This window comes from Acidobacterium sp. FHG110202_01, from assembly GCF_059115305.1.
In genome coordinates, this window is sequence record NZ_JBZYWJ010000003.1 from 252424 (window position 1) to 278719 (window position 26296).

Annotated in this window: 19 protein-coding genes; 13 read left to right on the forward strand and 6 right to left on the reverse strand. The window is 57.8% G+C overall.

Features of this window, described 5'->3' with window-relative positions; genetic code table 11:
• Window positions 1–17: 17 nt before the first annotated feature.
• From AC5S16_RS07360 to AC5S16_RS07370, 3 genes are all read right to left on the reverse strand, one after another.
• On the reverse strand, window positions 18–779 hold the full coding sequence (locus AC5S16_RS07360) for an SDR family oxidoreductase (protein WP_493929393.1): 762 nt from the start codon (window positions 777–779) through the stop codon (window positions 18–20).
• A complete protein-coding gene (locus tag AC5S16_RS07365; protein ID WP_493929394.1) occupies window positions 772–2094 on the reverse strand; it encodes an FAD-binding oxidoreductase in 1323 nt (440 codons plus the stop codon). The genes AC5S16_RS07360 and AC5S16_RS07365 overlap by 8 nt, the downstream gene beginning before the upstream one ends.
• Window positions 2095–2248: 154 nt before the next feature.
• Window positions 2249–4126, reverse strand: coding sequence for a M61 family metallopeptidase (locus AC5S16_RS07370; protein ID WP_493929395.1), 1878 nt, complete (start codon window positions 4124–4126; stop codon window positions 2249–2251).
• A 57-nt stretch (window positions 4127–4183) separates the two neighbouring features.
• Here AC5S16_RS07370 and trpC point away from each other — a divergent pair, with 57 nt between their 5' ends.
• From trpC to AC5S16_RS07410, 8 genes are all read left to right on the forward strand, one after another.
• Window positions 4184–4990: an indole-3-glycerol phosphate synthase TrpC gene (trpC, locus tag AC5S16_RS07375; RefSeq protein WP_493929396.1), complete on the forward strand. Its 807-nt coding sequence runs from the start codon at window positions 4184–4186 to the stop codon at window positions 4988–4990.
• A 5-nt stretch (window positions 4991–4995) separates the two neighbouring features.
• Window positions 4996–5658, forward strand: coding sequence for a phosphoribosylanthranilate isomerase (locus AC5S16_RS07380; RefSeq protein WP_493929397.1), 663 nt, complete (start codon window positions 4996–4998; stop codon window positions 5656–5658).
• Window positions 5659–5679: 21 nt separating this feature from the next.
• The gene (gene trpB, locus AC5S16_RS07385; protein WP_493929398.1) at window positions 5680–6897 is read left to right on the forward strand and encodes a tryptophan synthase subunit beta; all 1218 of its coding nucleotides are present in this window, start codon (window positions 5680–5682) and stop codon (window positions 6895–6897) included.
• Window positions 6898–6908: 11 nt separating this feature from the next.
• On the forward strand, window positions 6909–7688 hold the full coding sequence (gene trpA, locus AC5S16_RS07390) for a tryptophan synthase subunit alpha (protein ID WP_493929399.1): 780 nt from the start codon (window positions 6909–6911) through the stop codon (window positions 7686–7688).
• Window positions 7689–7767: 79 nt separating this feature from the next.
• Window positions 7768–8073: a chorismate mutase gene (locus tag AC5S16_RS07395; RefSeq protein ID WP_493929400.1), complete on the forward strand. Its 306-nt coding sequence runs from the start codon at window positions 7768–7770 to the stop codon at window positions 8071–8073.
• Window positions 8070–9089, forward strand: a complete 1020-nt coding sequence (gene aroF / locus AC5S16_RS07400; RefSeq protein WP_493929401.1) for a 3-deoxy-7-phosphoheptulonate synthase — start codon at window positions 8070–8072, stop codon at window positions 9087–9089. The genes AC5S16_RS07395 and aroF overlap by 4 nt, the downstream gene beginning before the upstream one ends.
• 2 nt (window positions 9090–9091) lie before the next feature.
• On the forward strand, window positions 9092–9970 hold the full coding sequence (locus tag AC5S16_RS07405) for a prephenate dehydrogenase (RefSeq protein ID WP_493929402.1): 879 nt from the start codon (window positions 9092–9094) through the stop codon (window positions 9968–9970).
• Between the two features lie 10 nt (window positions 9971–9980).
• Window positions 9981–11795: a glycoside hydrolase family 2 protein gene (locus AC5S16_RS07410; protein WP_493929403.1), complete on the forward strand. Its 1815-nt coding sequence runs from the start codon at window positions 9981–9983 to the stop codon at window positions 11793–11795.
• A gap of 15 nt (window positions 11796–11810) precedes the next feature.
• Here AC5S16_RS07410 and AC5S16_RS07415 read toward each other — a convergent pair whose 3' ends face one another.
• Window positions 11811–14396, reverse strand: coding sequence for a ribonuclease R family protein (locus tag AC5S16_RS07415; RefSeq protein ID WP_493929404.1), 2586 nt, complete (start codon window positions 14394–14396; stop codon window positions 11811–11813).
• Between the two features lie 308 nt (window positions 14397–14704).
• On the opposite strand from AC5S16_RS07415, the gene AC5S16_RS07420 reads away from it, so the two are divergent.
• The 5 genes from AC5S16_RS07420 (at window position 14705) to AC5S16_RS07440 (ending at window position 20999) form a co-directional block, all read left to right on the forward strand.
• Complete coding sequence (locus AC5S16_RS07420) at window positions 14705–15232, forward strand: bactofilin family protein (protein ID WP_493929405.1); 528 nt, start codon at window positions 14705–14707, stop codon at window positions 15230–15232.
• A gap of 73 nt (window positions 15233–15305) precedes the next feature.
• Window positions 15306–16196, forward strand: coding sequence for a LysR substrate-binding domain-containing protein (locus AC5S16_RS07425; protein WP_493929406.1), 891 nt, complete (start codon window positions 15306–15308; stop codon window positions 16194–16196).
• A 65-nt stretch (window positions 16197–16261) separates the two neighbouring features.
• Window positions 16262–17182, forward strand: a complete 921-nt coding sequence (locus tag AC5S16_RS07430) for a YeiH family protein (RefSeq protein WP_493929407.1) — start codon at window positions 16262–16264, stop codon at window positions 17180–17182.
• Window positions 17183–17327: 145 nt separating this feature from the next.
• A complete protein-coding gene (locus AC5S16_RS07435; RefSeq protein WP_493929408.1) occupies window positions 17328–19061 on the forward strand; it encodes a putative bifunctional diguanylate cyclase/phosphodiesterase in 1734 nt (577 codons plus the stop codon).
• A 450-nt stretch (window positions 19062–19511) separates the two neighbouring features.
• On the forward strand, window positions 19512–20999 hold the full coding sequence (locus tag AC5S16_RS07440; RefSeq protein ID WP_493929409.1) for a GGDEF domain-containing protein: 1488 nt from the start codon (window positions 19512–19514) through the stop codon (window positions 20997–20999).
• An 86-nt stretch (window positions 21000–21085) separates the two neighbouring features.
• On the opposite strand, the gene AC5S16_RS07445 is transcribed toward AC5S16_RS07440, so the two are convergent.
• On the reverse strand, window positions 21086–23215 hold the full coding sequence (locus tag AC5S16_RS07445) for a S9 family peptidase (RefSeq protein WP_493929410.1): 2130 nt from the start codon (window positions 23213–23215) through the stop codon (window positions 21086–21088).
• Window positions 23216–23298: 83 nt separating this feature from the next.
• Window positions 23299–26139, reverse strand: a complete 2841-nt coding sequence (locus AC5S16_RS07450) for a TonB-dependent receptor (RefSeq protein ID WP_493929411.1) — start codon at window positions 26137–26139, stop codon at window positions 23299–23301.
• Window positions 26140–26296: the final 157 nt, after the last annotated feature.

The following is a 26296-nucleotide window of genomic DNA, read 5'->3' on the forward strand; positions in this document are numbered from 1 at the left end:
TCAAAGGTCTGACCACTCTAGAGATTCAGCTTCTTGAAGATGAAGTTCGGGATGGCGCGGATGATGAACATGATGACAGCCCAGATGGGCGGCACATAGGCAACGTCCTTGCGTTTTTCGACGGCCCTGAGAATGCCCTGGCCCACGACTGCGGGATCGGCGAAGAGCGCGCCCTGAGGGAGATGCTCCGTCATGGGAGTGGCCACGAATCCCGGCTTGATGGTGAGCACCTGGACGCCAGCGCGGTCGATGCGGTTGCGGACGCCGTCGAGAAAGATGTTCAGCGCGCCTTTTGAGGCTCCGTAGACGTAGTTGCTCTTGCGACCGCGATCGCCGGCGACGGAGGAGATGACGGCCAGTGTTCCCTGCTTGGTCGATTCGAAGTAATTCGCGAGCCAGGTGATGAGAGACACGGCGGAGAGGAAATTTGTCTGCAAGATGGCTTCCGCCACCGCGTAATAGGTCTGCGCTTTTTCCTGGTCGCCGAGGATGCCGTGCGCGATCAGCGCGAGCTCGATGGTTTCAAGCTTCTGCTTTGCCTCATCGAGCATCTGCGCGTGTGCGGCGGTATCGTCGAGGTCCATTGCGCAGGTGAATACAGCGGATGCGCCGCGCGTTTTGAGGTCGCCGGCGACAGCAGCAAGCTTTTCCCGATTGCGCGCCACCAGATAGAAACTGGCACCACGCCGGGCAAGCGGACGCAGTACACCGCCGGCAATGGCAGAAGTTGCGCCAAGCACGAGGATGCGGGATGGAAGCCGGTTCTGTGCGTCAGCCACGTCCGGTCACCCTCTGCCAGAAAGCCGAATCGAATGCAGGATCGATATAGCGCGCGAAGTGCTGCCACTGCGGATAAAACGCCTGGAACTGATCGGCAGTCATGCGCGCATCCTTAGCAGAGTACATGCGCCCGCCATACTCCTTCGTAATGCGCGCCAGGCTATCGAGCAGGTCAAAACTCACGGCGCGAACGGGGAAATCGAGCGCCAGCGTGATTCCCGGCGCGGGGAAGGACATCATTCCGGGTGATGGCACATCGCCGAAGACCTTGATGACTGCGAGAAAAGAGGCGAGGCCTGAGGCGGTGATTGCCTTGAGGATTTTTGTTATGCCCATCTGCTGATCTGCTTCCCAGGGCAACACGCACTGGAATTGCAACAGGCCGTTTTTGCCGTACATGCGGTTCCAGTGCAGAAGGCTGTCGAGCGGATAGAAGAACGGCTCGTAATCGACGAGGCCGGTCTTCTCCTTGCCGCGCTGCTTGTTGTAGTAGAGCGTGTTGAAGAGGCCGATGGAGTAGCGGTTCAGCAGGAATTCCGGAAGGTCTACCGGAAGCGACAGCTTCGGCTGCTTGCTCGGATAGAGCGGGTCTGCGTTCTGGGAATGATCGCCCTGCATGAAGATGCCGCGGGCGAAGTTTTTGCCGGTGGCGACGCAGTCGATCCAGGCGACGGTGTATTCCACATTTGCGCTGGCTTTTGAGAGAGCGACGAACTCATCGATGCCGAGGAACTTCGTTCCCTTGTACTGGATCCTGCGCGAGACAATGGGGCGCAGCTTGATTTCCGCCCAGGTGATGAGGCCTGTGAGGCCCATGCCTCCGACGGTCGCCTGAAACCAGTCGGGATTCTGCGAGGGGCTGCAGATGAAGCGCGCTCCGTCGGAACGGACAAGCTCGAACTGCAGCACGTGGTTACCGAATGTTCCGGCGACGTGATGGTTCTTGCCGTGAATGTCGTTGGCGATTGCTCCGCCAACGGTTACGTATTTCGTGCCCGGAGTGACGGACAGAAAGAAACCGCGCGGCACGGCGAAGTCGAGGATCTCGGCCAGCATCACACCTGCTTCGCAACGCAGGATTCCTGTCTGCGGATCGAAGCTCTGGAAGCGGTCCATGCCCCGCGTCTTGAGCAGCGTGCCTTCCTTAAGCAGGCAGACGTCGCCATAGCTGCGGCCCGCGCCAACGGGGAGCATTTTTCCAGCAGGAGGATGCGTGATGGGGAAATCAACCGTCCAGCTCAGGGGGACGAGGTTTGCGGGCAATTTCGGATAACGGCCCCAGGATTCGAACTGACTCTGCGAACTTCTAGCCATTCCTCTTTCATCGTAACGGAAAGATGGCCGGATGATGGTGAGTCCAGCCGCGTAAAAAGCCGGGGCTAAAGCCCCAGCTTTTTCTGCTTTTATTCACCGGCCTAAAGGCCGGTGCTTCTACCCAAGAACCACCCCATTGACTCGGCAGTTACTGCTAACCCTGTTTTTTGCTTCCAGGGATTGGTTGAACCTGGGTCATGGGCTTGACGATGTCGTCCAGCAGCGCCGGACTACCTTCGATGCGCTGGAAGGACGGATATTTTTCGCCGTCGTGATAACCGAGATCGATGTTGTAGATATAGGTGTCGGACTGGACGATCAGGTGGATAGGCTCAGAGTTGCCCTTCGCCTGCTTGATGGCGTCGCGCAGCACATCGGTCGAGAAGATGCGGCCGTTAATGGCGATGACTTTTTCGCCCGGAGCGAGCTTGGCATTATCCGCTGCCGAAGAAACGCGCACATCGGTGATGGTTCCATCGCGGCGAATGCGCAATCCGGCGGAAAACCATCCATCGTATGCTCCTGTGCGCCCGGCGATGGCACGCTCATAGATGGTTGGCGTATCGGTATAGACCAGCTTGTAGCCGCCGTGCTCAATTCCAGCAAGGTTGGCATGGGGATTGAGCGTGGTGACGCGCTCGCGCAGGAAGCCGGCCCAGTCATACGCGACGACCTGGTTGAGCGTGCTGGCAAGTTCGTCGAAGGTATAAGGAATGACCATCGGGCCTGTGTCGCCGCCTTTGCCTACGAAGAGCACCAGAAAATCATGCAGCGACTTTTTGCCGTGCGTAAGCTGGCGGATGGTCGTGTCCACATCGAGCCAGAGCAGCTCGCCTTCCTGGTAATAGTCCTGGCCTCGGCGCCAGTTTGACCATGCGGGATTGCCTCCGCGCAGGATGGATGCAGCGACGGCAGTGTCCTCTGTATTGCGCCAGGTGCGGCCGGGGCGGTTGTCAAGGTTAGCGGCGGAGTAGGCCAGCGCCTCGCGATACTGCTCGGGCGTGCGGAAGCCGGAGCGCGCGGCCAGCACATTGCCGAGATACTGAGTCATGCCCTCGTAAACCCAGAGCAACTCGCCCTTCATCGGCGTGGTGTAGTCGGGCGTGGCCAGTCCAGCAGGGCGGCGGTATTTGCCGTTCCATGAATGCGTGAACTCGTGTGGCAGCAGATCGGCTTCGAGCAGCGCGTGTTGGTCATCAGCGAAACCTTGCTCGTCGACTCCGTTATCTGAAGACTGGTGATGCTCGAGGCCTTCGCCGCCGGCGAAATCGGAGAGCGTGAGCAGGAAGTGATAGCTGTTGTAGTGGTGCGAGCTGTACATGGCGCCGGCTTCATGCACGAGATTGTTGAGCGCGGTGAGAAACTGCGGGCGCAGATCGATGTCTTCGGGCGCGTCGCCGGCCACATCGAGGAAGTGCTTCGGGGTGACGTCGGGAGCGAGCGGGATTTCCTTGAAGTATTTGCCGGTGATGACGGGCGAGTCTTCAAGCATCTCCACGCTTACAGGCGCGAAGTGCGTGGTGCTGCCTTCGGTACCTGTGGGTGTAAGCGCGGTGCCGACGCCCCAGCCGGCGGGCACGGTGATGGATGGCTGAATCTGGATATCGGCTACTGGCGTTCCTGCGGGATAGAGAAGCAGCTTCTCCCACTCGAGCATGGCCAGCTTGTCAGAGAGGCGCGCGGTGACGATGGCATCCACATGCACCTGCAGGCTGGTGACGCCGGTGGGCACGGTCACGTGAAATGTATAGAGGTCAACATCATCGCGCCGCCATGTCAGCGTCTGTCCATTGGCCTTGATGACAAGCCCGGTCAGATTATCGACAGGACCTTCGGGGCGGTGCGTGCCGGGAATCCACTTGGCGGCGGTCAGCGTGACCGGGCCAGCCTGAATGGGGATCGTGATATCGGCATGCCAGAGCTTTCGCGGAGCTTCAGAGAGATCGGCAGTAATCGCAATCGGCGCAGCAACGGCAGGGATTGCCGCCAGCAGAGATGCAGACAGCAGGAGAGCAGTAAAACATCTTTTCATAGCGTCATGATACGGGCAGAGGGCGAAAGTTATACTGGAAATATCTCAGTTTGAGACATGGATAATGTAGTGCACCTCGAACGCATTCTGGCTAAAACCCGCGAAACCGTTGCTGAACGCAAGCAGCGTGTCCCCTTTACTGAGCTTGAAAAGCGCGCGGCGGAGCATGTTCCAAGAGGCTTCGCCCGGGCTCTGAGCAGACGCGCGCAGGAGGCTCCGGCCATTATTGCCGAGTTGAAGAAAGCCTCGCCATCGAAGGGGCTTATCCGTCCGGAGTTTGACGTGCAGGCGCTGGCTGCGGAACTGGCGCAGGCTGGAGCTTCGGTGCTGTCAGTGCTTACAGATGAGCCGTTCTTCCAGGGCAGCCTTGAGAACCTTGAAATTGCTTCGGCTACGGTTACGATTCCCTGCCTGCGCAAGGACTTTATGGTGGACGAGTACCAGATTGTGGAAGCGCGCGCGCATAAGGCCGATGCGATTCTGCTGATCGTGGCTGCGCTTACGGACGCGGAGCTGCGGACATTAAATGATGCTGCGCACCGCTACGATCTCGACGTATTGTGCGAAGTGCATACGGCTGAAGAACTCCAGCGCGCGCATGATCTTGGCTGCGACGCTTATGGCGTGAACAATCGCGACCTCAAAACATTCAACGTCAGCCTGGAGACTTCGCTGGACCTGGCTGCGCAGCTGCCCTCCAGCGCTGTGCATGTTGCCGAAAGCGGCATCCACACGGCTGATGATATCCAGCGGCTGCGGGCTGCCGGATACCATGCGTTTCTTGTAGGCGAGTCACTGATGCGGCAGCCTTCGCCGGGGGCGGCGTTGACGCAGCTTCTGCAGCCTGCTGCGGCGCGAGTGTAATTCAGATGTGGATCAAAATCTGCGGGAATACGAACCTCGATGACGCGCTGCTCGCTGCTGACGCGGGAGCGGATGCGGTGGGGTTTGTGTTTGCAGAAAGCCCGCGGCGCGTGACTGTAGAACAGGTGAGCGCGATTACGCCGCATCTGCCGGAGGGGCTTGAAAAGTATGGCGTCTTTGTCGATTGGGACTTTGAACAGATTGCGCGGGTAGTGACGGAAGGCGGCCTGACCGGTGTGCAACTGCATGCGACGAATGATGCTCTGCTGCCGTCGAAGCTGCGCGAGCTCTTTGGGTCTGATCTTGGCATTCTGCGGGTCGTCCATTACACGCAGGATCTGGAGCCGCAGCTGAAGGTTCTTGAGACAGACCACAGCATCAACGGCGTGCTGGTCGATTCGCGTACAGCCGCGGCAGTTGGTGGAACGGGAGTCCGCTTCGATTGGAAGGCTGCTCGGCATGGTTTTCTTGAGGCTGCACCGCATCTGAGGCTGATTGCCGCCGGTGGGCTGAATCCGGCCAATGTTAGCGAGGCGATCCAAACGCTTGAGCCTTGGGGAGTGGATGTTTCGAGCGGCGTGGAAGCTGCTCCGGGCAGGAAAGATCATGACCGTGTACGCGCCTTCATCAGCTCGGCCAAAGCAGCTGCGGCGCAGATGATGGCGTAATCTGAAGGTGGAGGAGTCACCATGAGCACAGCAACGTATCCGGCAGAGACGAAAACCACGGGCCGCTTTGGCGCGTATGGCGGGCGCTACGTTCCTGAAACGCTGATGGCGGCGCTCGAAGAGCTGGAGCAGGCTTATGCGGAGGCGCAGGCTGATCCCGCATTTCATGCTGAGCTGGACTCGCTGCTGCGCGACTACGTGGGCCGTCCCACGCCGCTCTACTTTGCCTCGCGCCTGACGGAGCAGCTTGGCGGCGCAAAGATTTATTTCAAGCGCGAAGACCTTCTGCATACCGGCGCGCATAAGATCAACAACTGCATCGGGCAGGGCCTGCTCGCCAGGCGGATGGGCAAGAAGCGCATCATTGCCGAGACGGGCGCGGGCCAGCACGGAGTAGCGACAGCGACGGTCTGCGCGCTGTTTGGCCTTGAATGCGTCGTCTACATGGGCGAAGAGGACATGCGCCGGCAGGAGCTGAATGTCTATCGCATGCGGCTGCTGGGCGCAGAGGTGCGCGGCGTCAGCTCCGGTTCGCGCACGCTGAAAGACGCGATTAACGAGGCCATGCGCGACTGGGTCACGAATGTCCGGACCACCCACTACTTACTTGGCAGCGTGCTCGGAGCGCATCCTTATCCGATGATGGTGCGTGATTTTCATCGCGTCATCGGCAAGGAAGCGCGGCAGCAGATTCTGGAAAAAGAAGGCCGCCTGCCGAATGCAATCATCGCGTGTGTCGGCGGCGGGTCGAATGCCATCGGCGCGTTTTATGAATTTATTCCTGACAAGGAAGTCCGTCTGATCGGAGTAGAGGCAGGCGGGCGCGGGCCGGAACTCGGAGAGCACGCGGCGCGTTTCAGCGGCGGGTCGCCGGGAGTGCTGCAGGGCACCTACTCCTATGTATTGCAGGACGACGCTGGACAGATTGCGCTGACGCATTCGGTTTCCGCGGGACTCGACTATGCATCGGTCGGCCCCGAGCATGCAATGCTGCATGATTCCGGGCGCGCGGAGTATACCTCGGCTACCGATGAAGATGCGCTCAAAGCAACTGTAACTCTGGCGCGCACAGAAGGCATTCTGCCGGCGCTCGAAAGCGCGCACGCAGTTGCCGAGTGCATCAAGCTTGCGCCGACTCTCTCACGGCATGACATACTAATAGTCAACCTCTCAGGACGCGGCGATAAGGATATGGGCATCCTCGCGCGCGAACTGAAGTTGAAGGGAGCCGCGGAGTAGAGACTCGATTCATGCCGATTCGTTTCCAAAGCAAGCCCGGTCTGGTCGCTTATCTGACGGCCGGCGATCCTGATCTCGAAACTACGCGCGCGATTGCGCTGGCCGCGATTGATGCGGGCGCCGATGTGCTCGAACTGGGCGTGCCCTTCAGCGATCCTGTTGCGGATGGGCCTGTGATCCAGCGGGCCAGCGAGCGTGCTGTGCAAGGCGGAACGAAGCTTGCCGATGTGCTTGCGCTTGCCGCTGATCTGCGGCGCGAACGGCCTGAAGCCGGGCTCGTTATCTTCTCTTATTACAATCCTGTGCTGCGCTTCGGGCTGGAGCGCTTCTGTGAAACGGCGGAAAAGGCCGGCGTGGACGGTGTGCTTATCACCGACATGATTGTCGAAGAGGCGGATGCATATCTGAAGCAGCTGAGCGCGCATCATCTTGCGCCTGTTTTTCTTGCTGCTCCTACGAGTCCCGATGAGCGCCTCAAGCGCATTGCGCAGGCATCGCAGGGCTTTGTCTACGCGATTTCCCGCACCGGCATCACGGGCACGCAGAAGGCACTTACATCGGACGCGGAAGAGCTGGTGAAGCGGCTGCGCAAATTCACTGATCTGCCGGTTGCTGTCGGCTTCGGCATCTCGAATGTGGAGCATGTTGCAGCGGTCGGAGAATATGCGGATGCCGCAGTGGTAGGCAGCGCGCTGGTTGCCATCATTGAAAAGTCGACGCGCGAAGAAGCCCCCAGCTCCATCGCACGATTTATCAGGGGTCTGCGCCAACCCGTGGCGCTGGCCCAGTAATCCGCGCAAAAGTTTCCAAGGCAGCTTAACTACAGCGCAGGCGCGCAGCCGCGCGTTCTCTTACGCAGGAAGGAACTACATGGACATTGCAGACTGGCGCAAGAAGATTGATGAACTCGATCGTCAGATTGTGTCGCTCATCAGCGAGCGCGCTATGGCCGCGCAGGCCATCGGCAAGTTGAAGAAATCCACAAGCCTGCCTGTGTATGAACCGAACCGCGAGCGCGTGATCTTTGAAAATGTGCGTGCAGCCAACAAGGGCCCCCTGCCCGATAGTGAGCTGGTGCATATTTATGAGCGCATTATCGATGTGATGCGGTCGCTGCAGCAGGATGAGCTTGCCTCACAAAGGTCTGCAACAGGGGAGACAGGAAAGAAATCATGATCGTCGCCATGCAAGAGAAGGCATCCGAAGAACAGATACAAAACATAACCGAGCGGATGATCGATCTCGGCTTCAAGGTTCATCGCACCACCGGCACGGTACAAACCATTCTTGCCGGAGTAGGAACTCCGGCGGCCTTTGACGTTAAGGATTTTGAAGTGCTCGAAGGAGTTGCGGAGGCCTACCGCATCTCTTCGCCCTATAAGCTTGCTGGACGTGGCTTTCGCCCGGAAGGCACAGTGATCAAGTTCAAGAACGGGGTGACGGTCGGCAATATGGAAGCGGTGGTGATGGCCGGGCCGTGCTCGGTGGAAAGCCGCGAGCAGATTTTTGCGGCTGCCGAAAAAGTGAAAGCCGCAGGCGCAAAATTTCTGCGCGGAGGCGCCTTCAAGCCGCGCAGCTCGCCGTATTCCTTCCAGGGGCTCGGACTGGAAGGGCTGAAGCTGCTGCGCGAAGTGGGCGATGCGACCGGGTTGCTCATCATCAGCGAGGTGATGGAGATTTCGCAGATCGAGTTGATGATGCCTTACGTCGATGTCTTTCAAGTAGGCGCGCGCAACATGCAGAACTTCAACCTGCTGCGGGAGCTTGGACAGGTGCGCAAGCCGGTGCTGCTGAAGCGCGGCATTGCCGCTACCATTGAGGAGCTGCTGCTTTCGGCTGAATACATTCTGTCCGGCGGCAACTATGAAGTGATGCTGTGCGAGCGCGGCATCCGCACCTTTGAGACGTACACGCGCAATACCATGGATATTTCGGCCATTCCGGTGCTAAAGAAGCTGTCGCACCTGCCGGTGCTTGGCGATCCGTCGCATGGCGTGGGCATTCGCGACAAGGTTCCGGCAATGGCGCGAGCTGCGATTGCCGCGGGCGCGGATGGACTGCTGATCGAGGTGCATCCCAACCCGGATAAGGCTGTTTCGGATGGAGCACAGACGCTCTTTCCGGAACAGTTCGCAAAGCTGATGCAGGAGCTTCGGCTTATCGCAACCGCTGTAGGGAGAAACATCGCTTAGCCATGGCCATCGAGCGTATCGCCATTCTCGGAACGGGGCTGATTGGTAGCTCAATCGGGATGGCGCTGCGCCAGAATGGCTTTGCCGGCACGATCTTCGGCTGGGACCGCGACGTGGTCCAGGCAGCGATCGCCCTTGGGCGTGAAGCAGTCACGGTGATCGCCGATGATCCGCTGATGGCTGCTGAGCAGAGCGACGTGGTGCTGCTCAGCGGGCCGGTCTTCAGCATCCTTGAATGGCTGGAGAGGCTCGCTCCTGTTCTGCGTGCAGATCAGCTGGTCACTGATGTCGGCAGCGTGAAGGGCGTGCTCTGTGAGCACGCTTCCGGGCTCTACAATGAGCTGGACAAGCCTGGATTTTTGCCAGGGCATCCCATGGCGGGCAAAGAAGTCAGCGGAGCGGCGCATGCGGATGGGAATCTTTTTCATGGCGCAGTTTGGCTTTTTACGGAATGCATGAGCGGCTCGGGAATGTCGGTCGAGGCGCGGGCAAAAGCCGACGAATGGCGTACCTGGATACAGAGGCTCGGCAGCCGCGTGATCGATCTCGACCCGAAGCGCCATGACGAGCTGTGCGCCTGGGTGAGCCACCTTCCCCAGTTTGTTTCGACTGCGATGAGCGCGCTTCTTGAAGACAAATTTCGTGACGATGAGGAGCTGCGCGCGATCGGGGGTCGCGCTCTACGCGAAATGACGCGCCTGGGCGCAAGTCCTTATTCCATGTGGCGCGACATTGCGCACACCAATGCTGAGGCTGTTGCGGCGAGCCTTCACGCGCTTGAGCAGCGGCTCACGCATCTGCGCGAGAACCTGAAGACGCCGGAGCTGCGCGACGAATTCGATCTCGCAAATCAGTTTCGTCTTGGCGCTCCCCGCAAGTAAGATGTTGGCCATGCGCAAATATGGTCTGACCACTGCCTGTCTTTTTATTTTCCTCTCCGCCTTGATCCCGCTTCGGGCGCAACAGCCCACGACATTGCTGGTGGATGTCGATCATCGACAACAGACAAGCCTGAACGGGCCGTGGCATTCCATTGTCGATCCGTACTGGAATGGATGGGGCAGCCATCCGGACAAGCCCAATCTGAATGGATATGCGAAGAACGGGCATCCGGTTCCGGGCGGAGCTTTGCAGGAGTATGACTTTGCGAAATCGCCCACGCTTCAGGTTCCCGGCGACTGGAACTCGCAGAAACAGGACCTGTTTTTCTATGAGGGGCTGCTCTGGTACGAGAAAGATTTTGATTATCAGCCCAAGCCGCACACGCACGTCTTTCTGCACTTTGGAGCAGTGAATTACGCGGCGCACATCTTTGTGAACGGCAGCTATGTCTGCCAGCATGAAGGCGGATACACGGCCTTCGATTGTGATGTAACCAGCGTTTTAAAGCCGGGCGAGAACTTCGCTGTGGTTGCGGTAGATAACCAGCGGCAGGTGGAGCGCGTGCCCGGAATCAAGAGTGACTGGTGGAACTATGGCGGCATCACACGCGAAGTCTCGCTGGTGGAGGTGCCGGAAAGCTTCATCGATGACTACTCGCTCCAGCTGAAGCGCGGCCCCGGAGATCAGCTTGATGGCTTTGTTCACGTCGTCGGAGCAAGCGCGGGCGAGAAGGTTACGCTGCGCGTTCCCGAACTGAAGATCGAGAAGACAGCTGAGACAGATACTTCCGGCAACGCTGTTTTCTCGATTGCCGCATCCGGGCTCATGCGATGGTCACCGGAGAATCCGAAGCTCTACGGCGTGGAACTGCGTGCGGGTGCTGATGCTCTGAAGGATGAAGTCGGTTTCCGCACGATTGAGGTCCAAGGCGAAAAGATTCTGCTGAACGGCAAGCCGGTATTTCTGCGCGGCATCTGCATCCATGCGGAAGCGCCGTACCGTTCGGGGCGCGCGTGGTCGGAAGAAGATGCGCAGACGCTTCTTGGGTGGGCGCATGAGCTGCATGCAAATTTTGTGCGGCTCGCGCACTATCCGCACAGCGAGCACATGACGCGCGTGGCCGACAGACTGGGCATTATGGTGTGGTCGGAGATTCCGGTGTACTGGGGCAATGCCTGGACGAATCCGCATACGTTTGATGTGGCTTCCGGGCAGCTTCACGATATGATCCGGCGCGACAATGACAAGGCGTCGGTCATCATGTGGTCGATGTCGAATGAAACGCCGGTCAGTCCGGAGCGGACGGAATTTATCGGAAAGCTTGCCGGCCTGGCGCGCCAGCAGGATCCCACGCGCCTGATTACTTCAGCGGTCGTAATTCCTCACCATGGCAACAGCGATAAGACGGTTGTGATGGATGATCCGCTGGGGCAGTATCTCGATGTGCTGGGCTATAACGAATACTTTGGCTGGTACACCAATAAGCCGGAAGAGATTCCTGAGATCAAGTGGGAAAATCCGATGCACAAACCGCTGATCATCAGCGAATTTGGCGGAGGCGCAAAGGCCGGCCTGCATAGGGATGCGACATACAGGTTCAGCGAAGAGTATCAGGCGAATCTGTTTCAGCAGCAGTTTCAGATGTTCAAAAACATTCCCTTCCTCGCCGGCATTACGCCGTGGGTGTTGATGGACTTCCGTTCGCCTATGCGGCAGCTTCCCGGTATTCAGGACTACTACAACCGCAAGGGGCTGGTTTCCGATAAGGGAGAGAAGAAGAAGGCCTTCACTGTGCTTCAGGATTACTACGCGCAGCAGCACTGAGAAGCATTTGCTCGCTTATTTTCTGCGCTTTTTGCCGGAGGGCTTCCTGGGCTTTGCGCCGTGATGCTTTGATGACTTCTGCTTCTGTTTGCGGGATTTTGCACTCTTTCCGGGTTGCTTCCTCCGCTCCTGCGGTCCCTCGTCGAGAACTGAGAACTGCAGGCGACGCTCATTGGCATCCACGCGGTCGAGCACGACACGCAGCTTCTGGCCGAAGGTGAATTTGCGGCCCCATCGTTCTCCGATGATCTGGCGGGTGTTGTCGCGGTAGGTGTAGTAGTCACCGTCAAACTGGCCGAGGCTCTGGATGGGCACCAGTCCCTCGATGAAGAGGTTGTCGAGCTCGACGAAGAGGCCGTATTTGGTTGCGCTCAGAACCATGGCGCTGAAGTCCTCGCCAACGCGGTCCTGCATGAACTTGACCTTCTTCCACTCGACCAGTTCGCGTTCGGCGTCGGCAGCGCGGCGCTCGGTCTCGCTTGATTCCTGCGCGATGGCTGCTAGTGCGGGCTCGTCCAGACCTGAAAAACCTTCCCTCGGCGGCTGAAGCCGCGTGGATCCCGGATGACTTGCGGCACGGCTGAAGCCGTGCCCCTTCAAAGAATGTTCGACGTCACGTTTCCACGGAGGCATACTTGCGCGTTCGATCGCATGCGGCTCGCCCGCCACGAGATGACCTTCGCCGCTCACACCCTCAGACAGCAGGGCCTTCGTGATGCGGTGCACGATTAAATCCGGATAGCGCCGGATGGGCGAAGTGAAGTGCGTATAACAGGGAGCGGCCAGCGCGAAGTGGCCTTCGTTCTTTTCGCTGTAGCGCGCCTGCTTGAGCGAGCGCAGCATCAGGTAGGAGAGAATGCGCTCCTCGGGCTTGCCGGCGATCTTCGCTGTCAGCTTCTGATACATGCGCGGCGTGACGACGATGTCCTCGGGAACCTCATGTTGTCGCGGATTGCGCCCGCGTCCATGTTGTTCACGGCGCTCGGACTTCATCTGAAATTTGCGCACGGGCAGGTTGCCGACGCCGAGCGAATAGCCGAAGCTGGCGGCTGTCTCTTCAAACTCGACGACGCGACGCGGCTCGGGTTTCTCATGGATGCGGTAGATAGAGGCGACGCCCTGCTGTTCGATCCATGAAGCGACGCATTCGTTGGCGGCGAGCATGAATTCCTCGATGAGGCGATGCGCCCAGTTGCGCGCCGAACGCGAGATGCTCTTCATGGCGCCGAACTCGTCGAACTCGATGATGGGCTCGGGCAGGTCGAAATCGATGGAGCCGCGGCGCTCGCGCTTTTTGTTGAGAATCTGCGCGAGCCGGTGCATACGCTCGAATTCGGGGACCAGCTCGCGGAACTCGGAGCGCACGGTTTCATCACCTTCCAGAATCGCGTGCACCTGGGTGTAGGTCATGCGGCGCGCTGAGCGGATGACGCCTTCGGTGATCTCATAACTGAGGACGTCGCCGTAGGCGTCAATGTTCATCAGGCAGGAAAGGACGAGGCGGTCTTCATCCGGGCGCAGGCTGCAGATGTTGGTGGAAAGCTCCTGCGGAAGCATGGGAATGGCGCGGTCTGGAAAGTAAACCGAATTGCCGCGCAGGCGCGCTTCCAGATCGAGCGCGGTGGCGGGAAAAACGTATTGCGCCACGTCGGCGATGTGAACCTGGAGCTCGAATGTGCCGTCGCTGTGCTCGCGGACGAGAACGGCATCGTCGAAGTCGCGGGCTGTTTCCCCATCGATGGTGACAATGGACAGGCGGCGGAAGTCGCGGCGGGCGGCGACGGTCTCCGGATCAAGAAAGGCTACGCTGCGCGCTTCTTCGAGCACCTTGTCCGGAAAAACATGGGGAAGATGGTGCTTGCGGATGACGATTTCAACATCGACGCCGAAATCGTCTTCCGCGCCCAGCACTTCGATGACGCGGCCTCGCGCGGGACGGCCCATGGTGGGCCATTCGGTGATTTCCACATCAACGACCAGACCTTCCAGATCGTCAAAGTTATGGCGTTTTGCCTCTTCGCCGAGAACGCGGTGCGGAGTGCCGGAGGGCTTGTCTGCGGGAGGCAGTTCCTGACCGAAAGGAACCAGGATGGGCTGGGTCATGCGCTCGTCAAAGGGCATGACGGAGTGGCCCTGCGCACGGTCGTTGCGGGCGTAGTGGAAAATGCCTACCACGGTGGGGTTGCGGCGGGTAAGCACGCGCAGCACACGGCCCAGCTTGCGGCCGTCGGCGCGCGGCGACAGGAGTTCGACCAGCACCTGGTCGCCCTGCATGGCGCCGCTCAGCTCATTGGGAGGAATGAAGATATCGTCGTCGCCTGCGCGGCTGCGGTCGGTGGGGCGGACGAAGCCGTATCCGTCGCGGTGGAGATCGATGCGGCCAGCGACAAGGTTGTCGCGCTGGGCAGCCGCTTTGGGGATGCTCCAGTGGTCGCGGTCGATTTTGACCAGCGCGCCGCGCGCAGTGAGCCGCGCCAGGTGCTCGAGCAACAGGCGGCGGTCACGTCCTCCGCCGAGGCCGAGTTCACGGACGAGCTGCTTGTAGCCAGTTTTTTGACCGGGCGAGCGCTCGATGCGGTGAAGAAGTTCACGATCAGTCATACAATAGGAGAAAAGGCGCGCAATAGGAGAAAAGGCGCGGTGCGATTTCAAAATGGTTTCCTTCGGAACCATATTAGAGCGCATTGGAAAAAAGATTTCTGCGAATGGGGTGCAATTTTCGCGCAACCCTGTTTAAGATGCAGACAGCAGCGCCGATTGCGCGGATTCGGGACAGTAAAGCTCCCGAACAGGACAAGGTTCGACGTTCGATGCTTCTTGATTTCGGGACGAAATAAGCGGTCGAGGGACTCGCGCGAGATCCCGGAGCAGAAGCAAGCCAAGAGGAGAAGAAAGGAAACCCCAAGCAGATGTGGAAACCAAATCAGACCGGAAGCTCTTCGCCAACACCCAGCGAGCCAACTCGGCCGGCCGCTCCAACAACCCCAAGCTTTGACTCGAGCGCACGCAGCAGCGCGCCAGCTGCCGCCTCACAGGCAACGTCCGATCAGGCTACCATCGGCAAGAGCCTCATCATTAAGGGTGAGGTCACAGGTTCGGAATCACTCTATATCGATGGCAAAGTCGAGGGCTCGATCAACCTGCCCGGCAACCGCGTGACCATTGGCCGTAATGGACAGGTGACGGCCAACATCTCGGCCCGCGAAATCGTTGTTCTGGGCAAAGTCCGCGGCAACGTGAACGCCAGCGACCGCGTCGATATCCGCAGCGAGGGCTCGCTCTCGGGCGACGTGATAGCGCAGCGCATCTCGATTGAAGACGGCGCCTTCTTCAAGGGCGGCATCGATATCCGCAAGCCGGGTAACGAGAAGTCTGCAGATGTCAAGCCGAACTCCGGCGCAACGCAGACCGAATCAGCCAAGGCTGTGACTGTTTAAAGCCAAACCTTCATTCGCAGTGATGCCAGAAGCCCCGGAGACCTCGGGGCTTCTGTGTTTCAGAACGGCATAAATGGAAAATTTCCGGCTGAAAGTCTTCCGCGCTGTGGCAGCGCAGGCCAGCTTCCGCAAGGCCTCGGAGACGTTGCACCTCAGCCAGCCTGCGGTCAGCCAGCACATCCATGCGCTTGAAGAAGAGCTGGGAACGCGCCTCTTCGACCGGAGCGGCACGCGCATCTCGCTCACTCCTGCGGGAAAGCTGCTGCTTAAATATGCCGAGCGTTCGGCGCGCGTGCTTGAAGAAGCGAGAGTTGCGCTGGCCGGGCTCGGCAGCGAAGCAAGCGGCGCGCTGCGCCTGGGCGCTTCGACGACCGTGGCTCAGTACATTCTTCCCCGCATTCTGGGGGCTTTTCTTAAGGACAATCCCAGAGTTGCGCTTTCGGTGGTGAGCGGCAATACAGAAGAGATTGTTTCGCTGCTACTGAAAGACCAGATCATGCTGGGCATGATTGAAGGGCCGCCGCTGACCAAGGAAGTCCATACAGAGAAGTTCCTCGAAGACCGCATGGTGCTGATTGCTCCGCGCAGCCATGAATGGAGCGGGCTTGCAGGGGTTCCATTGAAATCGCTTGCTGAGGTGCCGCTGCTTTTGCGGGAGCAGGGCTCAGGCTCACGGCGTGTGGTAGAACAGGCGATTCGTAAAGCGGGTTTGCCACTGAACCGGTTACAAATTCGGATGGAGCTCGATTCGACAGAAGCGATTCTCTCGGGCGTCGAGGCCGGGCTGGGGCTCGGTTTTGTCTCGGAGTGGGCGATCGGCAAGTCTCTGCGCCTGGGTACGATTGCCACGGTGAAGATAGAGGGACTCGAGATTCGCCGCGGCCTTACGCTGATCCGAAGGCTCGGGCCCGAGCCGGAAGGTGCGGCCGCCGCGTTCCAGCGCTTTCTGAATACTCATAAGTAAAACGAATCAGGCATCACAAATCACTCTTGGACGCGCATGCCTTCCGGCTGCAAAGCTCAGAGTGTATGGCGAAGAATCTCTTTTTTGTCGCGATTATTCTGGCGGCGAGCGGGCTGCTTTCTCCTCCGCTGGCCCTGGCTTCGGGGCTGGCTTATGGAATGCTGCTGAAGCATCCTTATCATCTCGACAGCAAGAGGCTGGCGAAGTTTCTGCTGCAGGTTTCGGTGGTGTGCCTCGGATTTGGCATGGATCTGGGTGAGGTCATCAAGGTCGGCCGCTCCGGATTTCTTTATACCGCCGTTGGCATTGCGTTCGCGCTTGGGCTTGGCGCGTTGCTGGGGCATCTTCTGAGGGTTGAAAAGACGCAGTCGTTCCTTATCTCTGCGGGGACGGCGATCTGCGGCGGCAGCGCCATTGCAGCGCTCGGCCCGGTCACCAATGCCAATGAGGAGGAGATGGCTGTCTCACTGGGCACGGTGTTTGTGCTCAATTCGGTTGCACTGTTTGTCTTCCCGGCGATCGGTACGGCGCTTCATCTTTCGCAGACGCAGTTCGGGTTGTGGTCAGCGCTGGCGATTCACGACACCAGCTCAGTTGTGGGAGCGGCGGCGAAGTATGGCGCTGCGGCACTGGCTATCGGCACGACGGTAAAGCTGGCGCGTGCTTTGTGGATTGTTCCTGTTGCGCTGGCGACAGCAGCCGTGAAGAAGAACGGAGCGCGCATCCATCTGCCCTGGTTCATTCTCTTCTTCTGCCTGGCGGCGGTGATGAACAGCTATCTGCCGCAGCTCCATATGGCCTATGCTTCCGTCTATCGATTGGGGAAGCTTGGCTTGGCGGTGACGCTGTTTCTGATCGGGAGCGGGATCAGCCGGCAGACATTCAAGGAAACGGGCGTGAGACCGATGCTGCAGGGGCTGCTGTTGTGGATTGTGGTGGCGACGCTGTCGCTGATTGCGATTGCGCGCGGCGTGATTCATTTATGATTCTGTTTAGCTTTGTGATTCCTGCTTCGATGACCCCTTAAACTTCTTCCTTCTATAGCCGATAAACACGAGGAAGCTCAAGGCCGAAGTGTAGCCGGCGGCGGGCCATCTTATGACTCAAAGTTTTCAGTCAGATCAGGCTTGTTTGCAAGCCGGCTTTGCATCCGAGCCGGCGCATTTCCGGTATGAACTGGGGGCGCGTGCTTCATCGGATGGGTTCTGGGAGTGGGACCTGCGGGCCGGGTGCGTCGATTACTCGCACCGCTGGCAGACAATTGCGGGGCTTGAGCCTGCAGACTTTTCAGGCTCTCTAGAGCACTGGCTGGGCCACGCGCATCCGGAAGACAGACCGCGGCTCGAAGCAGAGTTGAAGGCGCTGGCTGCAGGCAAAACGTGCGGCTTTCACTATGAACACCGCATCCGTCACAGCGATGGAAGCTGGCGCTGGGTGGTGGCGCGTGGCATCGCGGATCAGAAGCAGAGGCGCGTAGGAGGCTCGCTTACCGACCACACTGAGCGCCGGACCTGCGATCCCCTGACCGGATTGCCGAACCGCCTCTTCTTTCTTGACCGCCTGGAGCGGCGGCTGCGCCGGGCGCAGGACAAGAAGGAGTGGAATTTTGCCGTGATCTCGCTCAGTCTGGATCGCTACCGTTTTATTCCTGAGAGCCTGGGCTTTGCGGCTGCCGATACGCTTTTGCTTGAGATCGCACGCCGACTCACGAATGCTTTGCGCAGCGGCAATCTGAGCTGCGAGTCGCTGGTAGCGCGCACCACGGACGCAGAGTTCTCGATTCTTCTCGATGGAGTTGAGCGCAAGCTGCATGCTTTGCAGATAGCGTGCACATTCCATGATGCGCTGGCGCAGCCCTTTACTTTACGAAAGAAGGCGGTCAGCATCGATGCGCATCTCGGCGTGGCGATGGCTGGCGCCAGCTATGGCTCCGCGGAAGACCTGCTGCGCGACGCTGACCTTGCCATGTATCAAGCCAAATCCGATGGGCGCGGCAAACCGGTCTGTTTCTCCCCGAGCATGCGCGAGCGCACACTGCGCCAGATGCAGCTTGAATCAGAGCTGCGTCACGCGATTGAAGCCGGCCAGCTGGTCCTCTACTATCAGCCGGAGGTCGATCTTCAATCAGGGCGAGTCATCAGCCTGGAGGCGCTTGTCCGCTGGAACCATCCGGATCGCGGACTGATTCCGCCTTCGGAGTTTATTCCCATCGCAGAAGAGACCAGCCTGATTCTTCCCCTGGGCGACTGGGTGCTCAGGGAAGTCTGCCGCCAGATTGTTGCCTGGCGTGCGCTGAGCGCTGATGCACTCGACCTGCGCGTAAGCGTGAATCTTTCGGCGAAGCAATTTGCCCAGCCCGATCTGGTGGAGCGCGTCTCAAATGCGCTTGAAACTTCTGGAGTGGACGCGGGAAATGTGAGTCTGGAGATGACAGAGAGCAGCCTCATGGATAACTCCGACGCTGCGCTCAAAACGATGCAGCACCTGCGCCGCATGGGCGTAGGTCTGCACATGGATGATTTCGGGACCGGTTACAGCTCACTGAACCATCTGCACCGCTTCCCTTTTGACACGCTCAAGATTGACCGCTCCTTTATCCAGCGCATGACGGAGCGAAAGGAATCGCAGGAGATTGTGAGCGCGATCGTTCACCTTGCACAGTCGCTCAAGATGAATGTCGTCGCCGAGGGCATTGAGAATGCCGAGCAGCTCCAGTGGCTGCAGTCGCTAGGCTGCCACTTTGGCCAGGGCTATTACTTCGCCAAGCCCCTGCCGGCAAGCGCGGTCAGCGCTATTCTTGCGGCCCAGGTTTCAGGACAGGATCCGGTCATGCTGCGCTTTGCTTCTGCTGCGTCCCACAGCTAGGACGATGTATTGGTGAATCGAGTCCTGTTGACACTGAGAATCGCACAAGATTGTTTCCGGAAATTAAAGACAATGGAGGTGGATTGAGCATCTTAGCGATATAAATGGCCTGCACGGCAGAGTAGTTCTATATAGCATTGAGAACAGAAGATGGTGGCGCGAACTGAAAATATCTCAGCACCGGATTCTGCAACTCAATCCGGAACCGCTTTTCCCCGCACACTGATCCGGCAGCGCCTGCGAGCAGTCATTATCACAGTTTGCACCCTCCTTCTTCTGGTAATTGCGGGATTTCTCTGGAATCAATGGAACACATATTCAGATGCCAGGAAGGCTACCTCTGCGTTTGACATATTTCGCGCCACACTCATGACAATGGGAAAAGTATCGGCTGAACGCGGGCCGACCAATAGCGTGCTGGGTGAGGATCTTCCAATTCCTGAGACACAATTGGACGCGTTGCGGGCGGCGCGCAGCGCCAGCGATATTTCCATAGCAAAGTTGTCCACGCTACTCGCTACAGCTAACTGTACGGGGTGCGCTATTGGGTCAAAGGCAATAGAGCAGTTGCAAAGCGACCTGTTCGCTGCGCGTGGCTACGTCGACCAACTTGCTGGAATACCGCTCTCACAACGTACGAGGCCATCACTGGATGAGGCTGTCAACCGTATGGTCAACGTTATTCCGCAATTCACGCAGGTGATCGAAGCAAGCGAACTGGATATTGCCGGAGACGATGCGCATGCATTGAGCTTCCTCCAGATGGCGCGTTTTGCCGCTATGCTTCGCGAGTATGCGGGATTACTTGGTTCGCGCTTCACAGGAGCTCTCGTTGAGCGAAGGCCGCTAACAGAGACAGAGCAACTGAACATTGAAAATGCTCTGGGCCACGTCGATCAGTTGCGCTGGGCGATCGGATCACTTGCCGCGAACAACTCCACCCTGACAGTGGAGCCGCTTGAACGCGTGAGGGAGCAGTATTTCGAGCGGGGGCTTGACTACATTCAGTCCGTGCGCAGGTTTCAGAATGGTTCAGCGGCAGCGCTTCCCTCGACGGCACAGTTCGCAAATCAGTATGTCCCCCTGATGCATCCGATCATTGATTTCCGCGACGAGATGCTCAATCGAGCTGGCGCAGAATTACAGCGACACCTCGACAGAGTACTGACGCGGCTCATCGGAACTACGGCCATCGGCATGGTCCTCATAGGAGCGCAGTTTCTGGTTATCTGGATGTATCGCAGATATGTGATTCTGCCATTCCACGACGCGACGCGGGCGATCATTGCAATAGCAGCGGACAAGCTCCCAGCGCAGATACAATCACGAACGTATCACGGTGAAATCCAGTCGCTCTTCAATGCGGTGCAAATCCTTAAAGCACATAGCAGCCGGAGGTTGCAGCTGGAGGATGAACTGAGAGCGATGGCGGAAACCGATGCGTTAACCGGCCTGCTGAATCGACGCTCATTTGAATCCCGCGGCCGCGTACTTTGCGCGGTTTCTCCAACAGAGCACTCATCTCTTGCCCTGATTATGTTTGACATCGATCATTTCAAGCAGATCAATGACACATACGGCCATCCAACAGGAGATCTCGCACTGAAGACAATCGGAGATCTTTGCCGCAAAACATGGCGTAAAGACGATATTGTCGCCCGGATAGGCGGAGAAGAATTTGCGGTGCTTCTTGAAACACCGAATCCTGTAGACGCAATTCACACCGTGCAGCGATTTCGTGAGAATATTGCCGCGGCAAACCTGTGTTCGACACAGGGAGAATGCTTCAACTTCACTGCCAGTTTTGGTATTGCTTTCTCTACGCGCATGGAGCCGCAGGAGGTCACAACCCTTCTGGCACAAGCAGATGAACTGCTCTACAAAGCCAAAGAAGGCGGAAGGAATCGCGTCGAGGCAGATGTGACGCGATTTTCCTAAGCAGCGATATCGAAAGCACAATGCCGCCCGCGCACTTCTCACCATGATTTCCGGTTCCAGCAGACACAGCTCACCTCATTGAGATTTCATTGCTCCTTCAACCAATGCGCAAAAAAATTGTCCACCCTGTGCCATGCATCGTCCAGTACATGCTCGCGGCTGAAGTAGTGGAACTCGCCCGGATACATCATGAACGTGATGAGATCGCCTTTGCCTTTCTTGAGGGCTTCGTCTATCAACCAGACGGACTCGAGATATGGGACATTGACGTCCGCTGTTCCGTGCAGGACGAGCAATGGACGCGCGAGGCGATCGATGTGTGAGATGGGGGAGGCTTGCGCGTAGACTTGCGGGTTCTGCTCGGGAGTGCCGATGCGGCTCGCTGTCCAGTCGCCGTGATAGGGATCGCTGTAGTACATGGCGTAGTCGACGACACCTGCGACATCGACGGCAGCGCGAAAAAGAGTCGGCTGATCGGTCACAGCAATCAGGGTGAAGAAGCCGCCGTAGCTCAGGCCCCATACGCCCATGTGATCGCTGTCGACATAGGGGAGCGTCTTGAGATAGTTTGCCGCCATCCATGCGTCTTTGGCGTCGTTGCCACCTACATCCATGTACACGCCGTTGCGCCATTCCCTGCCGTAACCAATGCTGCCCCGATAGTCGGGCGCAAAGACGACGTAGCCCTGCTGCAACAAATACTGATGGAAGCTGTAGTACACGGAGTAATTTCGCTGGATGTGCCAGCCGTCATAGTTCTGATTGATGCCGTCGCCGTGAATCCAGACGATGGCCGGATGCTTCTTGGTGCGGTCCAGGTTTTTGGGAACGAAGAGCCAGCCGGGAACGGGCTTGCCGTCGGGGCCTGGATAATGCACGAACTCCGGCGCGACGAATTCAGAACGGTCTACACCGGCAGGCAACGAATCGCTCAAACGGACGGGCTGCGACCCGGGCGCGGCTGCAATGACGAAGAGGTCAGCAGGATTTTTCGTATCGGTGTGCTGGTAAACGAGACTCTTATCGTCAGGAGACCATTGCGGCTCGACGTTCGTTCCCGTTCCGGTGGTGATATAGCTGACAGTCGCGTGTGAGGCGTCGCTTCCGATGGAAGCAATGCCCAGTCGGCGATCTCCGGGATGATCAGGCTCGTTGGCGTCGAAGGCAATTTTTTTGCTGTCATGCGACCATGACGGCCGCCATGCCTCAAAATGCCCTTTGGTGATTTGAACTGCATTGCCGCCCCTCGCCGGCATCACGTAAAGGTGATCCCATCCGTCGACATCGCTCAGGAAGCAGACCCACTTGCCGTCAGGGGAGGGTTGAGGTTGCGCTTTGGCTCCCCATCCTGGGATGCTCCAGAATTTGTCTTCCTTATCACTGTGAATGGCCTGCAGGAAGCCGCTCTGCGTGTCAGCAATGTTGATGGTTCGCGTTCTGTAATCAGAGGATTCTGTTTCGAAGGTGAGATGCGTGTTGCCGATCCAGAAGACATGACCGTAGTGACCGGGAGCGCCTATAGCTGCTGGGCTTCCTCCGGTGGATGCGACAACGTAAAGCTGGCCGGGCAGCTGCTCGGTCACGCGATAGACGAGCTTTGCTCCGGAATACGCAGGGGATTCGTCATGGTGAACGATTTTGAGATCACCGACATAGGCGATCCTTGATCCGTCGAGCGACCAGCTGATACCGGAGATATGTGCCGGGCTCTCGGCGAGTTTTATCTCTGTGCCATCCGCAAGCGAGCGCACAATCAATTCGCTGCCGGCCTTGCCGGGTCTTACAAGCGCGATGCGCTGTCCGTCAGGTGAGGGAGTGATGCTGCCGCTCTGCTCAGCCGTCGATGCTGGCTGCGGGGTGCCGCCTAAGGAAGCAACCTTCCACAATTGGCCGCCGTGCGAGTAATAGATAGCCGTGCCATCGTGGCTCCAGAACACATCGTCGACCTTTCCATCAGGATAGGAAGTAAGCGCCACCGGCGCACCGTTTCCATCGGCATTAGCAAGGTAGAGATTGACGATGTCTGCGCGGTCCCACAGAAAGGCTACCTTCTTTCCATCCGGCGACCAGACAGGGTTCGTAGGAAATTTGATATCGATCAGCTGCTCGATGGTCAGAGGATGAGAGTGGCCGTCCGTCTGTGCGATTGCGCTGTTGGTTGTGGAGAATATTGCAGCCACAAATAAGGCTGCCAGCACTCTTGTTTTGTTTGGCATCTGATCCCTCTTGATGTTATTGCCTACATAGTTTGGCGGCATGCCGAATCAAACGGCACACCGCCAGATTGCCGGAGAGTTTCTTAGAACGTAAGCCGCAATGCAAAGCGTGCAATAAACGGGTTCAGCATCTGATCTGTCGGACGGAGAAAATTGGGGCCATAGGTTGATGCCTTGCCAGTCACCGTGCTCGCATCCGCGACATTGAATAGATCCACGATTGGTTCGAGCTGGAAGCGATCGGTAAGTGCTGTCGGTCGGGAGAGACGGAAGTTCAGCAGGCTGACATTGGGAAGACGCAGCGTTCCCAGCGGCTCAAGGATGACATTTACCTGTCCTTGATTGAGGGTGGTGGTGTTTCCTGAACTGTCTGTGACTTCTGAGAATACTCCCTGGGGAGGGCCGTTGTTCGGATCGAGCGGATAGCCAGTATAGAACTGGTAGTTGCCGCTGAAGGAGATGCGCCATGGCGCAACATAGGTCCAGTCCACTTTGAAGACATTGGTAGCGTCGTAATCGAGCACGCTGTCGGCGCGGTTGACGTTGTTATTCGGATTGTTGAAGTCGTCAGTGAGGCCGCGACGATAGGTGCCCTTCTTCTGCTGCAAGGTATATCCGGCCAGCAGCTGCCAGCGCTTCGACATCTGCTTGCGCGCCGTGATTTCGAGCGCATTGAAGTGATTGTTGTTGAGGTCAGAGATATTGGTAATAACATAATTTGCCTGGCCTACATCGGCGGCCGCAAGGTTATACAGGGTCAGCGGCTTGTTGGTCAGCGGATTTGTGGTTTGTACTGCTGTGTAATCGGATGTCGGCGCAGCAAGATTACGCTCGGCATACCAGTTGCGCGTTGTCCGGTAGTAGTAGTTGATGCCAAGGTTGACGCCGCCGAAAAGCTCCTGCTGATAGCCGACGTTGACTGCATCGGAGTAGGGCCGCTTTAAGCCGGAATCAACATGTGTATAGAGGCCGCCGGAACTTGCTACGAGATTCTGCGGAAGAAGCCACTCACCCTGTTGCGGGATGCCATCGCCGTTGGTATCGTTCCAGGTGTATTCCTGATAGCTCAGTCCGTTGGGATTGAGTGTCTCGGCCACTTCCGTGCCTTCGATTACGTCATATTGTCCGAACGAGGCGCGAACGACAGACTTGCCCTTGCCGGTCGGATCCCATGTGACGCCCAGGCGCGGACGAACTGTATTCCAGACAACATAATCTGCAGATTGTGGAAAGGTGCGATCAGGAAAGAGATCGGGAAATGTTGCCGCAGGGCTTGATTGTTTCGGGTTGAAGGTATTGAAGTGGGAGTAGCGCACGCCCAGATTCAGCGTCCAATGCCTTTTGAAGCTGAGGGAGTCCTGCGCATACAGCGCGCTTTCATGGTAGATGCTCTTCTGATCGAGAGGCGAGTTGTAGGCAATGATGAACGAAGGCACGCCGTTGTTATAGATGGCGTTGATTCCCTGATTGATCTGGTAGATATAACCGTTGCGGTTAGTGGAGAAATCGAAACCGAACTTGAAATTGTGCGATGCGCCCAGCCAGTGGCCCTTGTAGTAGGAAACAGCTTCAGAGAATGCCAGGCTCTGTGCGGGGTTGATGTATTCGTAGGGCGGGGCTCCGGTCTCAGTGGATAGCGTCGTGTCCTCGCGGTTGAAATCAGCGTTGGTGATGCCCGGCTGGTATCCAAGCGGGAAGATCTGATGCATATAACCGATGCGCGAGTCGAAGATGAAGTTCTTGACTATGCTCGTCCACTGGCCCTGAAGAATGTATGCAGGTTCGATCTGCCGCCACGCGGCTTCAGGATAAACAAAGGCAAAGGCTGTGTCGCGGCGGAAGAAGCGATTTTGTGCGTTGTACCACCACACAAAATTCAGCGTGTTGTTGGAGTTCAGCTTGAAATCCGAGCGCAGCAGCGTGTTGGTTTGATGATTGGGATCAGTAGCAGGGGCGCCATTCGGAGGAGTAAGAACGGAAAGAATGCTTTCCTTCACCAGGTAGTAGCGCCATGCTCCGAAGATCCACCATTTGTCGCGAATCAATGGCCCGCCTGCGTTGGCGGCAAGATCGCGGCTCATAATGATGGGTGAACCTGCGCTTACTTTTGATCCGTTGTATTCCGGCTGGTCGATGGTGGCCTGCGTGCCGGCGCTTTCATAGTAAGCGGCGGCCAGGCCATGGATCTGGTTCGTTCCCGACTTCGGCACCATATTCATATACACGCCGCCGACGGCAACTTCAGCCGGCGCGCTATCGGTGATGACTTGAAACTCCTGCAGCGCATCCTGGTCCACATAGAAGGACGTATAACCACCGGTTGAACCGGGCCAGTTCAATCGCAGACCATTGAAGCTGTAGACCTGCTCTCCGGGAATGCTGCCGTGCACTTCCATGGATGACTGCTGAAAGCTCTGGTTTCCGCCGACATCGAAATTGCTGGAGGTAACGCCGGGTACCTGAGCGACCTGAGAGAAAGTGTCGCGTCCACTGGGCACGCCTTGCAGCAGCGCATTATCAAATGTCGTGGACGTGGCATTCGCCTGTGTATCGACCACGGGAGCCGAAGCGGTGACGATGACGGCCTGCTGCTCCTGGCCGAGGACAAGCGTCGAGCTAAGCGTCGCCGTGAATCCTGAAGAGATGACGATGTTTTCCTGTACGAACTGCTGAAAGCCGGGTGCAGTGATCGTCACCTTGTAAGTTCCGGGGGCGAGCTTGTCGACGAGAAAGCCTCCGTCCTGCGAAGTTTTGGTGGAACGGCTCGTCGCAAGCTCCAATCCTGAAACATTGACATTTGCTCCTACGACGGAGGCTCCAGAGGGGTCGCTGACAGTGCCGCGAATCTGACCAGTCACAGAAACCTGTGCATGCGCTTCAAACGTCACCAAAAGGGAAAAGAGCAGAAGGAGCAACTTACGCATAGATGCCTCCATCAGGGAACGGATATTGAATCGTATTCTAAGATGTATACAATTATTAGTGCATTTATCTTGGCATGGATCATGGATTAGTCAAGAGAAATTAAAAATATTGATGGATGGCATCAACAGCTTGATGGGGCCTATTTTCCGGAGAACG

Bases quoted from the DNA above. Each gene is read 5' to 3' on its own strand.
- AC5S16_RS07365 (WP_493929394.1), bottom strand. From the start codon at position 2,094: ATGGCTAGAAGTTCGCAGAGTCAGTTCGAATCCTGGGGCCGTTATCCG.
- AC5S16_RS07370 (WP_493929395.1), bottom strand. From the start codon at position 4,126: ATGAAAAGATGTTTTACTGCTCTCCTGCTGTCTGCATCTCTGCTGGCG.
- trpC (WP_493929396.1), top strand. From the start codon at position 4,184: ATGGATAATGTAGTGCACCTCGAACGCATTCTGGCTAAAACCCGCGAA.
- AC5S16_RS07380 (WP_493929397.1), top strand. From the start codon at position 4,996: ATGTGGATCAAAATCTGCGGGAATACGAACCTCGATGACGCGCTGCTC.
- trpB (WP_493929398.1), top strand. From the start codon at position 5,680: ATGAGCACAGCAACGTATCCGGCAGAGACGAAAACCACGGGCCGCTTT.
- trpA (WP_493929399.1), top strand. From the start codon at position 6,909: ATGCCGATTCGTTTCCAAAGCAAGCCCGGTCTGGTCGCTTATCTGACG.
- AC5S16_RS07395 (WP_493929400.1), top strand. From the start codon at position 7,768: ATGGACATTGCAGACTGGCGCAAGAAGATTGATGAACTCGATCGTCAG.
- aroF (WP_493929401.1), top strand. From the start codon at position 8,070: ATGATCGTCGCCATGCAAGAGAAGGCATCCGAAGAACAGATACAAAAC.
- AC5S16_RS07405 (WP_493929402.1), top strand. From the start codon at position 9,092: ATGGCCATCGAGCGTATCGCCATTCTCGGAACGGGGCTGATTGGTAGC.
- AC5S16_RS07410 (WP_493929403.1), top strand. From the start codon at position 9,981: ATGCGCAAATATGGTCTGACCACTGCCTGTCTTTTTATTTTCCTCTCC.
- AC5S16_RS07415 (WP_493929404.1), bottom strand. From the start codon at position 14,396: ATGACTGATCGTGAACTTCTTCACCGCATCGAGCGCTCGCCCGGTCAA.
- AC5S16_RS07420 (WP_493929405.1), top strand. From the start codon at position 14,705: ATGTGGAAACCAAATCAGACCGGAAGCTCTTCGCCAACACCCAGCGAG.
- AC5S16_RS07425 (WP_493929406.1), top strand. From the start codon at position 15,306: ATGGAAAATTTCCGGCTGAAAGTCTTCCGCGCTGTGGCAGCGCAGGCC.
- AC5S16_RS07430 (WP_493929407.1), top strand. From the start codon at position 16,262: ATGGCGAAGAATCTCTTTTTTGTCGCGATTATTCTGGCGGCGAGCGGG.
- AC5S16_RS07445 (WP_493929410.1), bottom strand. From the start codon at position 23,215: ATGCCAAACAAAACAAGAGTGCTGGCAGCCTTATTTGTGGCTGCAATA.
- AC5S16_RS07450 (WP_493929411.1), bottom strand. From the start codon at position 26,139: ATGCGTAAGTTGCTCCTTCTGCTCTTTTCCCTTTTGGTGACGTTTGAA.